Source organism: Paenibacillus sp. FSL R7-0026 (assembly GCF_038004485.1).
Lineage (GTDB): Bacteria > Bacillota > Bacilli > Paenibacillales > Paenibacillaceae > Paenibacillus > Paenibacillus xylanexedens_A.
This window is the reverse complement of sequence record NZ_JBBORG010000001.1, coordinates 1,978,770-1,997,444: the sequence shown is the minus strand read 5'-3', so window position 1 is coordinate 1,997,444 and position 18,675 is coordinate 1,978,770. Positions and strand designations below refer to the sequence as shown.

Below are 18,675 nucleotides of genomic sequence, written 5' to 3'. Positions count from 1 at the left end.
GATAATAAACATCCGATTCTTGAACATCATCACCAATCTATGGAAACGATTACATTAATAATGATACAAAAGGAGAATCTTATATGGAACGTGAACGATTACGGGAAGACCGGATTCACGGCAATGCCATGTATCCCGTCAGTGTGTACCCGGATATTCAACAACTGAACGGGGATAGCATTCTCGATTGCCACTGGCATGATGAGATGGAGTTCACCATGGTGACCCAGGGCTGCGCCGTCTTTCAGATTGATATGAACACCGTTGAAGTTCAAGCTGGAGAAGCCATTTTCATCAATCGAGGTGAGATTCATGCGGGGTATCTGAAGGGCGATGTGCCCTGCGTATTCTCTTCCATTGTATTTAATCCCGAGCTGCTTGGCAGCCGTACCTTTGATACGGTCCAAGAGAAATTCATCGGTCCACTGGTACGCAAAACGGTGATTCCCCCCAGTCATATCAAGGCAGATGAAGATTGGGGACAAGAAATTCTGGATCTCCTGAAACGTATATTTGCAGACCATGCTAGCCGAACCGAAACGTGTGAAATGTCAACAAAAGCCTACCTGTACCTCATATTTGCCCGAATGTTCGAACATATGAGACCTGCTACGCTCAAAGGCACTGTGGCTACAGGGAGTCATGACAAGGTAGAGCGCCTGAAATCCGTGCTCGGTTATATTCACAAACGGTATCCTGAACCATTGAAGCTGAAAGAACTGGCCGATGAGGCCAATATGAGTGAAGGGCACTTCTGTCGTTTCTTCAAACAAATGGTGCAGAAAACACCTGTTGATTACATTAACTATTACCGTGTTCAGCAGGCCTGCGTTCAGCTTGAGAATACGGATCACAAAATTGTTGATATCGCCATGGATGTGGGTTTTGAGCATCTAAGCTACTTTATCACTACATTTAAAAAGCATAAAGCCACCACACCTTCACAGTATCGCAAAATGTTCTATGAGAACGTAGGAATGGAGTCTGCCCTAGTTCAGGTGTAAAAGAAGAAGGTGCTCACAGCTATTCAGCTGCAAGCACCTTCTTTATCTTCTTCATCAACTTTCCTGCTAACGAGTGAGGTAACGATCTGATCTGAGCCACATTGGCTCAGTTAGAACTCATCTCATTCGCTACTATCAGCCTTACGCTTTGAAGCTTAACATTGGCCTCACTTTTTCAGTGTCTTCCATGAAGTGTACTCATGTACGGAGAAACCGTTAAAGGACGCATGTACTGAAGCCATTTTTTCGACCAATTTTAATTGTGCTTCCATATAAGCAGATCCCTCTTCATAAAAAGTAATGAAGTCGCCTTCCTTACTTTGCTTTGTTTCCACGGCGATCGAGATCGTCTTGCCGAGCAGAGCTGCTTCTGCAAGTTCATCCTTCGCTACACTATAGATTGCAGCAGCTGTATCGCGGTAAGCCATGATGGTGATGGAATCAAACTTGCGAATCATCCAACTGCTTACGGCCATTGTTGAACCCGGAATTTTGTAGTTATCCAGCCAAAAAGGCAGATCAGCCGCTACCGGCATTTTCATCCGTGATGCTCGCTCAACAATGTACTCCACATTTCCTTGCCACTGGGTAATCACACTGGCTTGATTGATTTTCCACTGCGGGTGCACATGTGGCTCAATATCCAGATGAATACCAGCAAATTTCTCATTGGACAACGCCTGTGCCTGATATGCCTCGATCCAGTCCAGGAAAGATGCAATCTGCTCCCGACTTTCCGTCAATCCCCAGGCTGATCTTCCATCCATGACGTCAACTGCAATGTTCTTGGCTCTCGCCTGGCGGATAAAACTTTTATACTCAGGAATTTTTATATCCCGGTTCATCTGCAGATAGATCGTATTGATCTTGTTCGCTGTAGCGTAATTTAACACGTCTTGAGGATTACTTCGGATCTGGGTGGTATCCCACACCCAAGTCGCTCTCACCGGTACATCAAGTTTTCCATGAATCGTTGCATAACTGTCGACCGAACCATCCGCTATGGCTTTGGAAGAACAGGCTGTACTCGCACACAGGATCAAACAACTCAATAATAAAATAAAACGGTAACCTCTTTTGCTTTTCATATTTGTACACTCCCTCTGAAGTTATCAGCTCTGACGTGCAAATCTGGATGAAATTGTGTCGTTTCATATTCATTTAATGGATACTTATTAGGTACGACGAATTCGGATTGCTTTTATATGCAATATCATCTTTAAGACTTACGACGAAAGAATCATATAACTATATTTCGGGAATTCGTAGTTCTGTATGTATAGTTCAAAAGTCACAATTATTCATTATTTTCAAATTCAATCCTTATTCCAGCATGACTTCAGTCATTATTGCCATATGTACACCAAGCTCCAGAAGACCTAGAAAGCGTTTTCTCTCAAAACACACCAAAAAACCGCCCTAAGGCGGCTTTATATGGAACCACTATTTAATGATGTTTAGTCGACATTTCCGTTCATTCATTACCCGATGTAGCTACCGGTGTATTGTCAACCACTTCATCGAAAAGAGACACCAGTTCAATACCTTCTGCCGAGATCCGCACAAGCCCCTTGTCGGACAAACGTAATTCTGGAATCACAACCAGCGCGAGCAACGAAAGCGTCATGAACGCATTATTCAACGTACATCCTGCGGACTGTAAAGCTTCACTGACTGCTGCCGATTGGGCTGCAACGACTTCGAATGGCTCGGTTGACATCAAACCTGCAATCCGCAGCGGGAATTCGGTTACACCTTCCGCCGTTACCACGGCCACCCCGCCCTGCATACGAATGACGCGATTACCGGCTTCAGCCATTAGCGCATCATCATTACCGATAATCAACAGGTTGTGACTATCATGAGCAACTGTCATCGCAATCGCCGCAGGTGATGTGAAGCCGATGCCTCCAACAAGCGCTACCGCTCGGTTCCCGGTTTGTTTGTGACGCTCCAATACCGCAATTTTGCATACTTCCCCTGAAGTTGAAACCACAACCTTGCCGTTCTCTACGGTAACAGGCAGGTGTTTCTCCTTCGTATCCACATGGTTCTCTGTCACATGAATGATTTTGGCACCAATCGTACCCTCTGTGATGGGTGCAGCCAGCTCCAGATCCTTTGGCTGAATATTAGCTTCCAACTTCACCGTGTTCAGTGCTTCCTCAGGATACGTGAAGCTGTCCCAGACCGCCGTCATTTTCCCATTCTCGGCTACAACTTGCCCGGCAGCAATTGTCATGCCCACGCGTACATCCGCCAAACGACCGTCCAGCAGAATAATATCTGCTATATTGCCCGGAATCACTGCACCAATGTCACGCGCAACACCGAAGCGCTCAGCTGTGTTAATGGTCGCCATTTGGAAAGCCGTAACCGGCTTCACACCTTGGGAGATTGCGAGACGAACAACAAAGTCCATATGTCCTTCTTTGAGAAGGGATTCAGAGCTTCGGTCATCGGTCACCAGCATCATCCGGCGTGTATCCAGTCCAAGCTCGGTACAAGCTTTGATTGTCTCAGCCACATCATGCCATGCCGAACCTTGGCGCATCTTCGCGTACATCCCGAGTCGCAGACGTTCGACCACATCTTCCTTGGTTACACATTCATGATCCCCTGTAACCCCACTCGCTGCATACGCTGGCAGACGCCAGTCATCTGCTGCCCAGGTGAAATGACCATCTGCCACTTTACCTGCTCGGAGGGTCGCCTGTATCTCACCGATCATCGTCTCGTCCCCATAGACTACCCCAGGGAAGTTCATCACTTCACCAAGACCAATCATGTCCGGACCCCAGGAAAGAGCCTCTGCCACCTCTTCAGGCCCGATATAGGCACCTGTTGTCTCCAGTCCTGGATGGGTGGAAGGCACACAGGAAGCCACCTGCATATAAGCAGCCATCGGTGTGGTCCGCGCTTCATCCAGCATCAGTCTCAGACCTTTGAGACCAAGCACGTTAGAGATCTCATGCGGGTCAAAGAAACCTCCGGTCGTGCCTGAAGGCAAGACCGCTCTCGCAAACTCGGTTACTTTCATCTGTGTACTTTCAATATGGCAATGTCCATCCAGCAAACCAGGAGCAATATACTTACCGTTTGCTTCAATAATCCGGGTATGTTCTCCGATGGTGTGGCTTACATCTTTACCGACATAAGCGATTCGAGCTCCCTGTACAGCTATGGACATCTCTGGCAAAATCTCACCCGATATCACGTTGACCAGCGTACCTCCCCGAATGACCAAAGTCGCTGGCAAATCTCCCCGTGCTGTAGCGACCAGATCCGGTACACAATCGGCCATAAGTGGCCGTTCAAAAGATGATTTGTTCATATGGTTGCCTCCTTTAATAAACGATCCAAAAAAAATATATTGTTACGATTATATGAGTCCAGACCTCATGTGTAAAGAAAAATCACATCCATTGTGCTTGAATACAAATTATCAAGTCATATTTATCCACGGGACCCAATCCTTACGAATTCACGTTAGGTATTATCATTCAATACGTTTTCATTTAATACGATCACCTATATGGCTGTAACCTCATCATGTACACTTCCCTCGCTAAGCTAGCTTCTTCCCGATATATGTATCATATACAGAAAAACTCCCGTTCCATTGAACGGAAGCCTTCTTCATGCATATGAAGTGTTATGTCAGTCCACTTGCGCAGCAGACACCTTGCCAAGATCATACTGTTCTTCCGACTGGGCGGTAATGAACGGACTTGGTGTGCCCACGCAGTAAACGTGCAGTAGATGCATTGCTCGTGTACAAGCCGTATAGAACAACTTGCGTTCATGCTCCTGAGCATACTGCTCCGCAGAGCCGTCATAGATCAGGACAGCATCGAATTCCACACCTTTGGCCAGATACGCCGGGATCACATGAACACCCTGCTCAAAAGCCAGCGTTGTTTTCTTGATTAACTTCGGTGCTGTGGGCAGCGCCTTACTCAATGCAGCATGGACGTCTCTGCTCTCTTCGGCGGTTTTGCAGATAACTGCAACCGATTCGTACCCTTCCTTAATCAAGTGCTTGAGGTCTATCGTGATGACATTCATATGACGCTCTGAATCAGAAGAAACGATCACTTTAGGTTTCTCACCGCTGCGGTTAAATGGAATAATCTCTTCCCCACCAGGCACCATGCCACGTGTAAACTCCACGATCTCCCGGGTAGATCGATAACTTCTGGTCAGCTCAATGACTTCCGTGTTGTCTGGTCCGTACAGGTTAGTCAAGGGTCCTGTTCCACTAAGTACTGAAGAGTGGGCATAGATGGCCTGATTAAAGTCACCAAGTGCTGTTATTTTCGCCCGTGGGAACAATCTCTTCATAAATGCCAACTGAAACGCAGAATAATCCTGGGCTTCATCAATAATGACATGGCGAATATTGGAGTTAATATGGAATCCAAGCATAAGCTCACGCAAGTACAAGTATGGCGTAATATCTTCATATGCCAACTCCTGAAGCTTCAATCTGCGTAAAGTCATCTTACAGATTTCATCCCATTGAGCAGGCAGCGCTTCGTCACCCAGCAATCGCTCCATCTGAGCCTGATCGTTGAACAGATGTGCATATAATTGTCTTATATCAACGAATCGTAAGGACTTGATCCATTTCCGCAATGGTTTGAGTCGGTCACTGACCACCATACGTGCCAGAATTTCTCTTTCCTGCTCAAAGTCATTAAACGTATGGGTCTTTCCTTTTTGCTTGCGCTTCAACCGTTGATACGCACGTTGCAGATCCTCCGGCTCCATCAGATCAAGCTGCTGGTCCACCCAAGGCGCATCCAGTTCACCTTTACCAAAGGCAGACAGTTCTTTCAGCATCCAGTCCCGCAACATCTCCAGTCGGCTCACCAGCTTAACGGATGACTCGAAGCTGTAGAACTTCTCAGCCATAGCCTCTGACGTGACAATCGCTCGGCCCTGGAAGCGAACCGGCTTGAATTTCATGCCACCTGACAACATACTTTTCTTATAACGTGTAATAACCTTGAGGAAAGTTTCGGATGACTTGAAGCGGATGCTGGACATGCGAACATCGTAATCGGGATCTTCCGTCCCCGTAAGTACATATTCGAGTTGAATAAACGGATCTTCCAGTTGATATTCACGACCCAAACGGCGCTCCAGATACTCCTGGAAGGTCGTTTGCAACATGTTTTCCTCCCCAAGCTCAGGCAGTACCGTGGAGACATAACTGTTGAACATTGGATTTGGTGAAAAAAGAACCATCTGATCCGCTTGCAGATGCTCGCGGTATTTATAAAGAAGATATGCCACACGTTGGAGCGCCGCCGATGTTTTGCCACTGCCGGCTGCGCCTTGCACAATGAGCATACGTGTCCGGTCATTACGGATAATCCGGTTCTGCTCCTTCTGAATGGTCGCTACAATACTCTTCATCTGTGCATCCGAAGTTCGACTGAGCACGGCCTGCAACAACTCATCACCAATCGTAACCCCTGTGTCAAACATAAACCGGATACGACCGTCCCGAATGACAAACTGCCGCTTCATCTCTATATCACCGCTGATCTCCCCGCTTGGTGTATGATACGTGATTGGACCCGGTGCTCCGTCATAATACAGGTTGGAGATTGGCGCACGCCAGTCGTAGACCAGAAAAGATTCTTCCTTCTCATCCAGCAACGATGCAATGCCGAGATAAATGCGTTCTGCATTTGGATACCCATCTTCTTTGAAATCAATGCGTCCAAAATACGGTGAATGATGCAGTCGTTTCATTTTATCCAACGCAGCCGCTGTATTGAGATGGCTACGCTCCCGATCGGACAATACCTGTGACTGCTGCCGCATGCTGGTTGAAGTCTCCCCGACATCATCCGCTTCGCTAAAGTTCATCGTGACTTCGTCCCAGAAGTCTTTTCTCATGCCAACCACTTCGTCACGGAAGGAACCAACTTCATCTTCCAGCGTTGTGATCTTGCGTTCAATCTGATCGGTCACGGTATTGACCCGTTGTTGTTCCTCATTCCATTGCTGATCTGTACTCATATGTTAATAGCCCCTCTTTCCCCGGATTGTGTCCTCAAAATCCCATTTGACAAGCCCGAAAAGGCAATGGTATAATTATTAGAAAGTAAACATTTTAATTATATGTTAATTAGTTCTAATTTTCTGAAAACCATTTTTTATTGTACCAGTGACAACGTCCCGATGCAAGCGGAGGCGTTTTTTGTTGTTTTCTTCTTCATTATTACCCAATCACCGGGTCCTCAACTGACCTGGCTACTCCTGCCTACTTTCGTAATTCTTCAATCGTCTCTTTCCAGCGTGTAATTGCTCCAAGTTCATCTTTTAATTGAAAGGTTATTCCTGAAGTGATCTCCGCATATGGCGCGTGATCTACACGTACCTGGAGCACTTGTGCTTCAAAACGATCTCTCGGATGAACAGCCCCCTTCATCTCAGGCAGCCGTTCTACTTCTATACGGATATGCAACAATCGATGTCCTTGAACCGCAATCAAGGTAGCCTTGCCTGTTTTGCTCATGTTCATACTGGTCTGTGTTCCTTGCCATAAAGCAAGTCTGAGCTTATGCGGATTTATCGCAATCACTTCCCCCATACTGATCATCGCCTGATGCGGCCACTGATCCTCAGATACGGTCAGCAGTTGCATGGCTTCATGCTGTTTATGCTCCAGATTTGTCCCACTCAACCATTCCATTAGTTCAGCGTCCAATTCCTCTATAATCATGTCTCTATCCCTCAGTTCGTTAATATTCATTCATGCCCTTCAGCCATATGTATGACAAAACAACCCGGACACGATTGTCCGGGCTATGTTGTAACTACATTGTATATGATCGCCAAGCAGGTGCGCAATTCGCACTTAGAGAGGTTGTTCAAAAAGTCTACTTTTGATTACGAATCATGCCTAAGGCCACTTAAGCCAATTCAAAATTTTGTCCTGTGATTCTTTGTCTTCACTGGCGCTATGCACATGTTCGGCAAGTCGATTCAAACGTTCCAGTTGATATCCGTAATCATAAATGGCAGCAGCCACGATGGACAATCGTAACATCCCTTCCTTGTCGATATCAAACTGGGTGATCGCCTGCTCCATGAAACGATCATTATCCAATACAAACTGTGCGGCCTCTTCCCCATTAGGTTTCAGCTTATCCTCGAACTTGAGCAGTGCATGCTCATGGAATTTGATAACCAGTTCAAGATGTGAGTCAAAAAACTGATCCATGGCCGTTGTCCGCGGTGCCTGGAAATAGTGGCGTTCCACCGAATCCAGCACCTCATACCCTTTTTGCAGACTCAGCAGCATTTGTTTGTAGACCACCATCTGCCGAGTTTCGCTGAATTTCGAACGTTTCATCTTTTTCTGTTCCTCTTCGAACAAGTTATACTTGTCGGACAAAGACTTAATGGAACCGCCCAGGTTGCTTTTCTCCTCCCGGAATACAACTTCCTTGATCTCATCCGAGATCGAAGTTCGCAGAAGCAATGACATACCGCTGAATACACTATGGATCTGCTTCACGAACTGAACCTTCGGTTTCGGAGGAAATACCGTAATGTTGATGAGAAACGCCGATACAATACCAACCAGTGTCAACAGAAAACGATTAAGTGCAAAATGCCAGTCACCCGAGGCTTCCATAATGGATACAACCGTGACCAGTGTCAGGCCAACCGTCTCACCCATATTCAATTTAAGACAGATCATGATGACAAGTACAATAATTAATCCAACGGCGATTGGCTCATTAGACAACACCATGCCTCCCACCAAGGCCACAATAGCTCCCAGCGTGGTCGTTTGCAATTGATCCAGGAAGTATTTCCAGGAACGATAGATGGAAGGCTGCATGGCGAATATAGCCGCGATTGCGGCAGGCACGGGAGATTGCGGGTTCAAGAACAGGCTGCTTAGGTACAAGGCAAGCGTGACCGCGATCCCCGTCTTAAGTACACGTGCACCAAACGACATGGTGGTGACCCCTCCTCTTTACCGAACCTGAAATTTTACATTTGATAATCATGTTCATTATTACCCCATATTTCTTTTTTTGCCTGAATTCATTCAGGAGAACGATTTATTGTACCATGTAAGGTCTTCCGTTGCCATGTCATAAGTCAGAGGTATTATGAAATTGATTTCTTTATGTATGTTAATACACATTATTAACCCAAAAAGAAGCAAATCTTCAAAATGGATTTTCGCCACTTCAAAGATTCGCCTCTGTTACTTATGATACTTCTGTGGAATGCTCATGCTTATTATGCCTGCCTAACGGTCCGTACCCTCCCATTCCCTTTTGAACTGGTCCACAAACTGCACCATATAATCATGACGCAGCTCCGCCAGCTCCTTGCCATAGGAGGTATTCATCAGATCCTTGAGCTTGAACAACTTCTCGTAAAAGTGATTTATCGTTGTGCTACGCCCATTGCGATATTCCTCACGGGTCATCTGCTCCCGTGGGGGAAGGGACGGATCGTACATCTCGCGCCCTCTGGCGCCTGAAAAGGCAAAGGTTCGCGCGATCCCAATCGCACCCAGTGCATCCAGTCGATCCGCATCCTGAACAACCTGTGCTTCAAGCGAACTGACCGCAGGACGCTGGCCTCCCGCATATGAGATGGTGCTAATAATACCCACGACCTTATTACGCATATCCGGGTCAAGAGGTTGGGTATCCAGCCAGTCATTCAGTTTGGCCATCCCGGCTTCCAAGCTCTCATTCAGCTTCTCATCCGGTACATCATGTAATAATGCGGCCAGTTCGCAGACAAATGGATCTGCACCCATGCGGTGAGCGAGTTCAACCGCAAGTGCCGTTACCCGTTCAATGTGCGGCCAGTCATGACCATCACTATGCTTGGATGAGTCCCCTTGGACAAAGGATCGGGTGGCGCGCAGAATAGCCTCTCCTGCCGTTATTCCATCTATTTTATGCATGTGCCCTAATTCCTGCAGATTCCCACCAGGTTGAAGAGGGTTCTCTGACATCTTACGATTCCCCGCCTTCACGGGCCTGTTCACGCGGAATACGCCGAGCTACACCCGTCTTAATAGCTGCTTCAATCACGCGACTGCGCATCGATTTGACCACTTTATCATTGAACACACTCGGAATAATGTAATAACGTGTACGCTCTTCATCCGTTATGGCCGAAGCAATCGCTTGAGCGGCTGCCAGCTTCATTTCTTCATTAATTTCGGTGGCTCGGCAATCCAGAACTGCCCTGAAGATGCCTGGGAAACATAAAACGTTGTTGATCTGATTCGGATAATCGGATCGTCCTGTTGCCATTACCGCTACAATATCTTCCACCAAGGCAGGCATAATCTCAGGTACCGGGTTTGCCATTGCAAACACGATTGGATCTTCTGCCATGGTTTGAACATCTTCGCGAGTTAACAGATTCCCGCGGGACAGGCCAATGAATACATCGGCTCCACGAATGACATCACGCAGCGATCCAGTCTCCAGTTCGGGATTAGTACGAGCTGCATAATCACTCCAGACTTCATTCTCATAGGTTTGTGTCCGCACAATTGCACCCTCACGATCGACACCTATAAGCCGGCTGGCTCCCGCGGACAATAATATATTGCTGCATGCTACACCTGCTGCACCGATACCACAGACCACAATCTTCACATCTTCAATGGACTTGCCCACCAGTTTGAGCGCATTGATCAGACCGGCATATAACACAACGGCTGTGCCATGCTGGTCATCATGAAATACAGGAATGTCCAATTCCTCATTCAGACGACGTTCAATTTCAAAACAACGCGGTGACGAGATATCCTCCAGATTAATGCCGCCAAAACCAGGTGATATCGCTTTCACAGTACGTATGATTTCCTCGGTATCCTGTGTGTCCAGGCAGATTGGGAAAGCATCCACACCTGCAAATTGTTTGAATAACATCGCTTTACCTTCCATGACAGGCATCGCTGCACGGGGACCAATGTTGCCCAGTCCAAGTACCGCACTGCCATCAGATACGACGGCCACTGTATTCCGTTTAATTGTCAATGAGAAGGCTTTGCCGGGTTCTTCTGAAATGGCTGAACACACACGAGCCACATCCGGAGTGTACACACGTGACAGATCCTCCCGGTTTTGAATCGGGGTCTTTGGTGTTACTTCGATCTTACCGCCCAGATGAAGCAGGAACGTCCGATCCGATACATTAATAATGGACACACCTTTAAGTTGGCGTACCCCTTCTATAATTTTACTGTTATCTTGTGCATCTGTAACTGCGACCGTCAAGTCGCGCACGCTTACATCCTGATTGGTGGAAATCACGTCGATGGCAATGATGTCTCCCCCAGCTTCCGAGATGGCCGAAGCCACTTCGCCAAACTTGATATCCTTAGTTGTCATTTCCAGTCGAATAATAATGCTGTTACCATCCAGATTCCTTTGATTCATTTCCATTCCTCCCAGACTGAAAGTCTTGAGTTACATGTTACGTGTTTGTCTTCGCTACGCGGACACGTTTATCCTTTATCTTGTCCAGAAAAAGTGGTTCAACAGCCCAAATGCATAAAATAAAAAAGATGCCCTGAACACCAATGCAGGCGTTCAGGGCACTCTTTGTCTATTCTAACTCCGTTTATAAAGTAAGGATGAACCTATATTATTTTCGAGCAGCCGGTCTGCGCAGAACACAAATGTCATATGGCTTCAAGCTGAGACTTGCTTCCACAGCATCACCACTGAGCAGATCGGTATAGGACTGTCCATCTAGTTCAACCAGCTTCTCATCTGGCGTGTAGTTCTGTACAAACACATAATCTGCTGTACCATCTGTACGTGTATGTGCCGTTGTTCCGGCAGGCAACTCGGTTTCAAGTCCACGCTCAATGTTCAGGTCAGCGATTAGTTTCGCATAGAAATCATCATAGAATGGTGCTTTCAGACGTGTCGCTACATAATATGCTTTCCCTGAACCCAACTGGTTAACCGTCAATGCAGGGCGTCCGGCATAGAAGTCAGAACGGTACGTAGCCAGGGACTTCGCGCCTTCCAGATGAATCAGATCACACAGTTCAATTGCATCATACGCTGTATTGAGCTGAAGCTCATTGCCCTTCTCCGGAATGATTCCGTTCAGATCACGATCATGCAATCCGTCAATTTCCTCGGACCAGATGCCAAGTGTCTTACGCAGCGGGCCTGGGAATCCACCCAGGAAACACAGATCGTTTTCGTTAACAATACCAGACCAGTAAGTTGCTACAAACGTACCACCTTGTTCTACAAACTTCTCAATACGTTCCCCGACACCTTCACGTACCAGATAGAGCATTGGCGCAATCAGCAACTTATACTTGGACAGATCTGCATCCATATCAATAACGTCTACAGCGACTCCCTTTTTCCAAAACGCTTCGTAATGCTCTTCCACGGTCTGCTCATACTTCACACCGATATTACGCGGACCCTGGGAATCATTAACGGCCCAGCGGTTTTCCCAATCAAAAATGATTGCAACTTCTGCCGGAACCGCTGTTCCTACAATAGCTTCCATGCCTTCAAGAGCCGTTCCTACGTCGGTGACATCTTGGAACACTCGAGTGTGTTCCGTTCCTACGTGGTCTACCACCGCACCATGAAGTTTCTCACTGGACCCCCGGCTTTTTCTCCACTGGAAGTACTGAACACTATCGGAACCGTGTGCCACAGCCTGGAGAGAAGAGAGCAGATGCATGCCCGGTTTTTTCAGCTTGCTGACATCTTGCCAATTCGTCGAACTTGGAGTACTCTCCATCAGCAAGAACGGCTGACCGCCTTTGATAGAACGAACGATATCATGCATCATGGCGATCCGGGATGCCTGTTTCGCGTCGTCATCTGCATCATGCCAAGTCGGATAACTGTCCCAAGAGAGGAAATCCAGAATATCAGCGAACTTCCAATAGTTCAGACCGCCATAGAATTCCATCAGGTTTGTTGTGACTGGCAGATCGGGATTCTTAGCTTTCAACGGTTTTGTTTCATGCACGATAAAATCAGCTGTCTGATCCGTAACGAAACGGCGCCAGTCCAGATTCATCGCGTGTACCTGTGTCTCACCGTGTGGAGCCGGAGATTCCACTTGACTCCAGTCTGTAACCGTATGGCTCCAGAATGTCGTCCACCACGAATGATTCAATTCATCGAGTGTTTTATACTTCTTCTGAACCCAACCACGGAACGCTTCCTGACAATAATCACAATGACAGTCTCCGCCGAACTCGTTCGAGATATGCCAGCCGATTACAGCCGGATGATCCGAATAACGTTCTGCCAGTTTTGTGTTGATCGCAGTAACCTTCTCACGGTATACCGGGGAAGTATAACAATGGTTGTGACGGAAACCATGCAGATTGCGGACACGCTTCTCGGATACGCGGAGCACTTCCGGGTACTTCGCGGACATCCAGGCAGGTCTGGCACCACTTGGTGTAGCGAGGAATGCATAGATGCCGTTTGCTGCAAAACGATCCAACACCTGATCCAGCCATTCAAACGTGTATACGCCCTCTTCCGGCTCAAGGGATACCCATGAGAAGATACCGATGGACATCACGTTACACTTGGCAAGCTTCATCAAGCGAATATCTTCTTCCAGAACTTCAGGATAGCGGAGCCATTGTTCCGGGTTATAGTCTGCACCATGCAACATGTGCGGGGCTTTGGAACTTACAGGTGGAAATTTGTATGTCATAAGGACAACTCCCTTGCATTAATTAATTACTGTTTTTTAGTTTATATACGATAACAACGACTTTACAGAACGATACGTATTACGCTAGATTACACGTATGTCACGACATCTGATTCTTCAACAGTAGCAAGTGCTGTAAACGATTCCAACTTGCGACCTTTAAAATCAAACATGGTGAGGTTGCCCCAGTTATTCGGATGACCGACGGACCATTCTTCTTTACTTGGTATCCAGGCAGGTTCCCAATAATAGAATCCGTGCCCCAAACCACCAGGAACTTCGCGAATAATCTGCAATAGATCCTTCAGATATTTGGTCTGTCCCTCTACACTTGCAGGGTATCCTGGTAACAACATATCTTCCTGATTCAAAATCCATTCAATGCCTTCCGGCTGCTCCAGCGTCCATGGATAAGCGGTTTCAACTACATTGATCGGTTTGCCATAACGCTCAGCCAGATCATGAAGATTGTCACGTAACGCGTCGAGTGTGCCATGCCACCAAGGGTAATACGAGAGACCAATGACATCAAACTCAACACCCAGTGCTTCAAAGCGATCGTAAAACTTGCGGCTCTCGGCGTTATCTCCACCGCGATCAATATGTATCATAATCTGAATATCCGCGTCAACGGATTTGACCGCAGCAATTCCGTACTTCACAAGGCCTGCAAAACGCTCCCACTGTTCATCCGTATCATGCTCTTCTCCACCAACACGTCCCTCACTCCATAACATGCCTGGTGTAATCTCGTTGCCCACCTGCACCATGTCCGGAAGCGCATCGTGTTCCTTCAAGGTTCTCAGAACGTCAGCCGTATACATGCATACCGCACGTTGAAGCTCTTCATAGGACAGATGCTCCCATGCTTTCGGCTTCCACTGATTGGCTGGATCAGCCCAGCGATCAGAATAATGGAAATCAAGCAAAAATTTCAAGCCCTGTTCCTTGATCCGTTTGGCTATCTCCACCGTCCGCTCCAGATTGCAGAATCCACCAACAGGATCATTCCAGATTCGAAGTCGTATCGCGTTAGCGTCATTAATCTTCAGGATGGACAGCAAGTCTTGTTCCTTGCCATCCACATCACTATAACTCCCGCCATGCTGTTCGATTTCATCCATAAAGGACACATCCATTCCCAGAATGAATGTCTTTTCCGTCAAGTTGCTCACTGTATCAACCTCCATTAATTTGGGGTACAGGCTCAGCCTTTAACTGAGCCCAATGTCATACCTTTAACAAAGAAACGTTGCAGGAAAGGATACACAATCAAGATCGGTGCACTTCCGATGAAGATCTGAGCTGCCCTTACCGTGGTTTGAGAGAGAGCTTCCATTTCTTTTGGATTCATGCTCATGCTACTCATATCACGTCCAATAATGACCGTTTGCATAAATGTAGCAAGCGGGTAATCCTTGGCGTTATTCATGTAGAGCAATCCATCAAACCAGGAATTCCAGTGGAACACCATACTGAACAATGCAATTGTTGCAATGGACGGCATCGAAATGGGAAGGAAGATACTGAACAATGTTCTGAAATGGTTAGCTCCATCCATCAGCGCCGCTTCCTCCAGCTCTTTTGGAATACCACGGAAGAAGTTCAGCATCAGAATGACAAGGAATGTGTTAACTGCTCCTGGGAGTACCAGTACCCAGAAGGAATCCATCAACCCGATCTTCTGGATAACCATGTAGAATGGCACCAGTCCCCCGTTGAAAATCATACTGAATACAAAAATCCAGGAGTAGATCGTTCTGCCTTTGAATTCACTATTCTCTTTGGACAACGGATACGCCGCCAGGAACGTAATCAGCAAGGTAATAGCTGTACCAATTACTGTACGTAGAAGTGAAATCCAGAGCGAGTTCAAGAAAATTGGATTGTTCATCGTCTTTTTGTAAGCCTCAAGTGAAAAACCTACGGGCCAGAGATTGACCAGATTGGCGTCGGCAGCAGCCTTTGTACTAAAGGATACTGCCAGTACATGAATCATTGGTACGATACACATAATGGCCACCAAAATCAGAAAGCAGGTATTGACTATATTAAACACGCGATAAGGCAATGATTTATGATACATCGTGGTCCCTTCTTTCGTTTAGAATATGCGATATCCAGCGTATTTTTTGGCTAAGCTGTACGATACAAGAATCAAGATCATACTAATAACCGATTTGAACAATCCGATCGCGGTTGCAAAGCCCATCTCACCATTCTGCATTGCGGAACGATATACAAATGTATCAATGATGTCACCCGTTTGATATACGAGCGGGTTATACAAGTTGAATATCTGGTCAAATCCGGCATTCAGTACGTTACCAAGCGCCAGTGTTCCTACAACCATCAGCATCGGCACAAGCGAAGGAATTGTAATGTGCAGCGTCTGTTTCCAGCGTCCTGCTCCGTCAATTTCTGCTGCTTCGTACAATGCTGGATTAATTCCGGCAAGGGCAGCCAGAAAAACAATCATGTTATAGCCAAATTCTTTCCATACATCTGTCAGAATGACCGTAGATCGGAACCAACTGTTGTCTCCCAGGAAGAAATATGGCCCGAGTCCAAAGGTTCCCAGAACCCGGTTAACCAAGCCGCCTGTTGACAACAGATCTATCAAAATCCCGCCCAGAATGACCCAGGACAAGAAGTGAGGTAAATATACGAGTGTTTGAATCGTTCGCTGTACAGCCATCTTGCGAACCTCATTTAAAAGAATGGCAAAAACAAATGGAACAAATAAATTAAAAATCAGTTTAAGTACAGCAATAATCAATGTGTTCCAGATGACCTGTAAGCTGTCTTCACGTTCAAACAGATATCTAAAGTTGTCCAGCCCAACCCATTCAGAACCGCTAATCCCAAGCCATGGCTTGTAGTTCTGGAACGCCATAATGATTCCGCCCATAGGCACATAACTGAAGATAATCAGAAAGATAATGGCTGGCAACAGCATAACGTGGAATGGCCAAGTGCGTTTCAAAGTTCTCATGATTGCTCCCCCTGTATTTCTTCCTACTCAAGTACTCCCTGAGTGGCTTATAATGCGATTATATCAACCTTTTACGGGGTCCAAACAGCACATAAAAGCAATATAAATGGCACAAATTCAACCACTTCCCTTCATCCTAAATACACATAAAAAAAAGCGCACAGACGAGTACCGTCTGTGCGCCGTTTAAAACTATTTTTTCACACTGTCATACCATTCGTTAACCTCTTGTGTGATTTGGTCACCGCCACCCGATTTCCACGTTTGTACAAACGTATCAAACGCATCAACCGGATTTTTACCATAGATAATTTCGTTAAATGCTTGATTCTCGATTTTGTTCAGATAGTCCAACTTGGATTTCATCGTCTTTGTTGTCGGACCTGTGAACATGTTCTTGAAGGAAATTTCTTCTTGGCTTAGCAACACTTTCGCTGCTGCTGGAGTCTCTTTACCGTAGTTGACAGCAACATCTTTTTCAAGCTTGGTTTCAGGCTCTTTACCATTGGCCAAGTTCATCAGAGCTTTCATCTGTGCATCTGGAATACGAGCACCGTCACGAACAAGCAAATAACGTACAACGTTCACGTATCCGCCTTCGATTTCGTCAATCGGCATTTGTTTTCCATTTGCATCCAATTGATAGTCATAACCTGCAAACAGACCGTTATCATAAGGGCTACCTGGTGCTGGGTCTGCATAATTGTCAAACAGGTAGTTCTGGTACGTAAAGAATGCTTCTGGGTGTGCCATATCTTTTTTGATCAACGTAACACCATTAACGAACTGAGTTCCGTGACGCATCGCTTTGCCTTCAGGACCAGACGGAATTTCAATCGGTTTCCATACGGCACTCGGTACATTTTTCACTGTATCCAGAAGTGGCCATCCACTCATCCAGTAAGGTCCTGGAATAATGCCGGCAGTTCCTGCAACTGCTGGTTCTGCTGTTTTGTTCTCATCCCATAGAGCTGCTTCCTGCGGGATATATCCTTTTTTGAGCCATTCGCTCAATTTGGTCAGACCTTGCTTCATACCCGGATTGATGGAGCCATACTCCAGCTTGCCATCTTCCCCCAGATTCCATTGGAACGGCAATGTTCCATATGCTCCGAAGATCCAAGATGGGTCTCCCATCCATGTATTCATGGAAGTTTTGAATCCAATGCTGAGCGGAGTGACTTTATCAGGAGCCAATCCGTCAGGGTTATTGTTTTTGAATGCTTCCATAACGGTTTCCAGCTCATCGATTGTTTTTGGTGCTTTCAGATTCAACTTGTCCAGCCAGTCCTGGCGAATCCAGAGCAAGTAATCATTGTTGTATGCGTAGTCCAAAACAGGGATACCCATTCTTTTGCCATCACGGCTATATTGGTTCCATACGTTTGGATCTTGTTCAATTGCTTTTTTCCATGTGTCCGAAGCATACTTATCGAACAGTGGACCTACTTCTTGATACATTCCAGAATCAATCAGATCCTGAGCAAGCAGATTATCACCCACGTTTACAATATCAGGCATTTCCTGTCCTGATGACATGGCAAGACGAAGCTTGGTTGCAAATGCTCCATTTGTGTCTGTTACTGACCACAACGATTTGATTTCAATACCGAATTGATCTTTGGCCCACTTGGTTGCCACGTTATTTTCCATGGATTCGCCATTTTTGAATTTTAGCTCTGGATCAATTCCCCAGGCTGTTGTAATCGTAACTGGCGGATCGTATTTCTCTTTGTATTCGTTTTCAGTTCCTGTTGTGTTTGAAGCTGCATTATCTCCGCCTCCACTGCCGCCTGAACATCCTGCAAGAACGACAGTCAGACACAGCGTTGTAGCGAGAAGCGACAAGAATCTCTTTTTCGTTGATTGCGCTCTCATGTTGTTCCCCCTTAAATCGTTTTGGTTACCCTTTCATTATAGGCTGACCAGGCCTTTGAGCCT

General features: G+C 46.4%; 13 protein-coding genes. 1 reads left to right on the top strand and 12 read right to left on the bottom strand.

Annotated features, from left to right (window positions below; translation table 11 throughout):
- Positions 1-83: 83 nt before the first annotated feature.
- Complete coding sequence (locus MKY44_RS09200) at positions 84-1,004, top strand: AraC family transcriptional regulator (protein WP_341006852.1); 921 nt, start codon at positions 84-86, stop codon at positions 1,002-1,004.
- Between the two features lie 167 nt (positions 1,005-1,171).
- Here MKY44_RS09200 and MKY44_RS09195 read toward each other — a convergent pair whose 3' ends face one another.
- From MKY44_RS09195 to MKY44_RS09140, 12 genes are all read right to left on the bottom strand, one after another.
- The gene (locus MKY44_RS09195; protein ID WP_341006851.1) at positions 1,172-2,092 is read right to left on the bottom strand and encodes a hypothetical protein; all 921 of its coding nucleotides are present in this window, start codon (positions 2,090-2,092) and stop codon (positions 1,172-1,174) included.
- A 386-nt stretch (positions 2,093-2,478) separates the two neighbouring features.
- The gene (locus MKY44_RS09190) at positions 2,479-4,338 is read right to left on the bottom strand and encodes an adenine deaminase (protein ID WP_341006849.1); all 1,860 of its coding nucleotides are present in this window, start codon (positions 4,336-4,338) and stop codon (positions 2,479-2,481) included.
- Between the two features lie 326 nt (positions 4,339-4,664).
- Positions 4,665-7,040 (bottom strand): RNA polymerase recycling motor HelD, encoded by a 2,376-nt coding sequence (gene helD / locus MKY44_RS09185; RefSeq protein WP_341006848.1) that lies wholly within the window; start codon positions 7,038-7,040, stop codon positions 4,665-4,667.
- Positions 7,041-7,284: 244 nt separating this feature from the next.
- Complete coding sequence (locus tag MKY44_RS09180) at positions 7,285-7,776, bottom strand: pyridoxamine 5'-phosphate oxidase family protein (protein WP_341006847.1); 492 nt, start codon at positions 7,774-7,776, stop codon at positions 7,285-7,287.
- A 150-nt stretch (positions 7,777-7,926) separates the two neighbouring features.
- A complete protein-coding gene (locus MKY44_RS09175; RefSeq protein WP_017689291.1) occupies positions 7,927-8,994 on the bottom strand; it encodes an FUSC family protein in 1,068 nt (355 codons plus the stop codon).
- Positions 8,995-9,294: 300 nt separating this feature from the next.
- A complete protein-coding gene (locus MKY44_RS09170; protein ID WP_341009812.1) occupies positions 9,295-9,966 on the bottom strand; it encodes an HD domain-containing protein in 672 nt (223 codons plus the stop codon).
- A 52-nt stretch (positions 9,967-10,018) separates the two neighbouring features.
- Positions 10,019-11,458, bottom strand: coding sequence for an NAD-dependent malic enzyme (locus MKY44_RS09165; RefSeq protein ID WP_074094504.1), 1,440 nt, complete (start codon positions 11,456-11,458; stop codon positions 10,019-10,021).
- A gap of 208 nt (positions 11,459-11,666) precedes the next feature.
- Complete coding sequence (locus MKY44_RS09160; protein WP_338593722.1) at positions 11,667-13,739, bottom strand: beta-galactosidase; 2,073 nt, start codon at positions 13,737-13,739, stop codon at positions 11,667-11,669.
- A gap of 89 nt (positions 13,740-13,828) precedes the next feature.
- On the bottom strand, positions 13,829-14,914 hold the full coding sequence (locus tag MKY44_RS09155) for a glycoside hydrolase family 53 protein (RefSeq protein WP_341006845.1): 1,086 nt from the start codon (positions 14,912-14,914) through the stop codon (positions 13,829-13,831).
- A 32-nt stretch (positions 14,915-14,946) separates the two neighbouring features.
- A complete protein-coding gene (locus MKY44_RS09150) occupies positions 14,947-15,825 on the bottom strand; it encodes a carbohydrate ABC transporter permease (RefSeq protein ID WP_076326910.1) in 879 nt (292 codons plus the stop codon).
- A gap of 18 nt (positions 15,826-15,843) precedes the next feature.
- Positions 15,844-16,734, bottom strand: a complete 891-nt coding sequence (locus tag MKY44_RS09145; RefSeq protein ID WP_017689297.1) for an ABC transporter permease — start codon at positions 16,732-16,734, stop codon at positions 15,844-15,846.
- A 192-nt stretch (positions 16,735-16,926) separates the two neighbouring features.
- On the bottom strand, positions 16,927-18,612 hold the full coding sequence (locus MKY44_RS09140) for a sugar ABC transporter (protein ID WP_338593718.1): 1,686 nt from the start codon (positions 18,610-18,612) through the stop codon (positions 16,927-16,929).
- Positions 18,613-18,675 lie beyond the last annotated feature (63 nt).

Excerpts from the sequence above, each read along its gene's own strand:
- MKY44_RS09170 (WP_341009812.1), bottom strand. The coding sequence starts at position 9,966 with ATGCATAAAATAGATGGAATAACGGCAGGAGAGGCTATTCTGCGCGCC.
- MKY44_RS09145 (WP_017689297.1), bottom strand. The coding sequence starts at position 16,734 with ATGAGAACTTTGAAACGCACTTGGCCATTCCACGTTATGCTGTTGCCA.
- MKY44_RS09175 (WP_017689291.1), bottom strand. The coding sequence starts at position 8,994 with ATGTCGTTTGGTGCACGTGTACTTAAGACGGGGATCGCGGTCACGCTT.
- helD (WP_341006848.1), bottom strand. The coding sequence starts at position 7,040 with ATGAGTACAGATCAGCAATGGAATGAGGAACAACAACGGGTCAATACC.
- MKY44_RS09190 (WP_341006849.1), bottom strand. The coding sequence starts at position 4,338 with ATGAACAAATCATCTTTTGAACGGCCACTTATGGCCGATTGTGTACCG.
- MKY44_RS09195 (WP_341006851.1), bottom strand. The coding sequence starts at position 2,092 with ATGAAAAGCAAAAGAGGTTACCGTTTTATTTTATTATTGAGTTGTTTG.
- MKY44_RS09165 (WP_074094504.1), bottom strand. The coding sequence starts at position 11,458 with ATGAATCAAAGGAATCTGGATGGTAACAGCATTATTATTCGACTGGAA.
- MKY44_RS09200 (WP_341006852.1), top strand. The coding sequence starts at position 84 with ATGGAACGTGAACGATTACGGGAAGACCGGATTCACGGCAATGCCATG.
- MKY44_RS09140 (WP_338593718.1), bottom strand. The coding sequence starts at position 18,612 with ATGAGAGCGCAATCAACGAAAAAGAGATTCTTGTCGCTTCTCGCTACA.
- MKY44_RS09150 (WP_076326910.1), bottom strand. The coding sequence starts at position 15,825 with ATGTATCATAAATCATTGCCTTATCGCGTGTTTAATATAGTCAATACC.
- MKY44_RS09180 (WP_341006847.1), bottom strand. The coding sequence starts at position 7,776 with ATGAATATTAACGAACTGAGGGATAGAGACATGATTATAGAGGAATTG.
- MKY44_RS09160 (WP_338593722.1), bottom strand. The coding sequence starts at position 13,739 with ATGACATACAAATTTCCACCTGTAAGTTCCAAAGCCCCGCACATGTTG.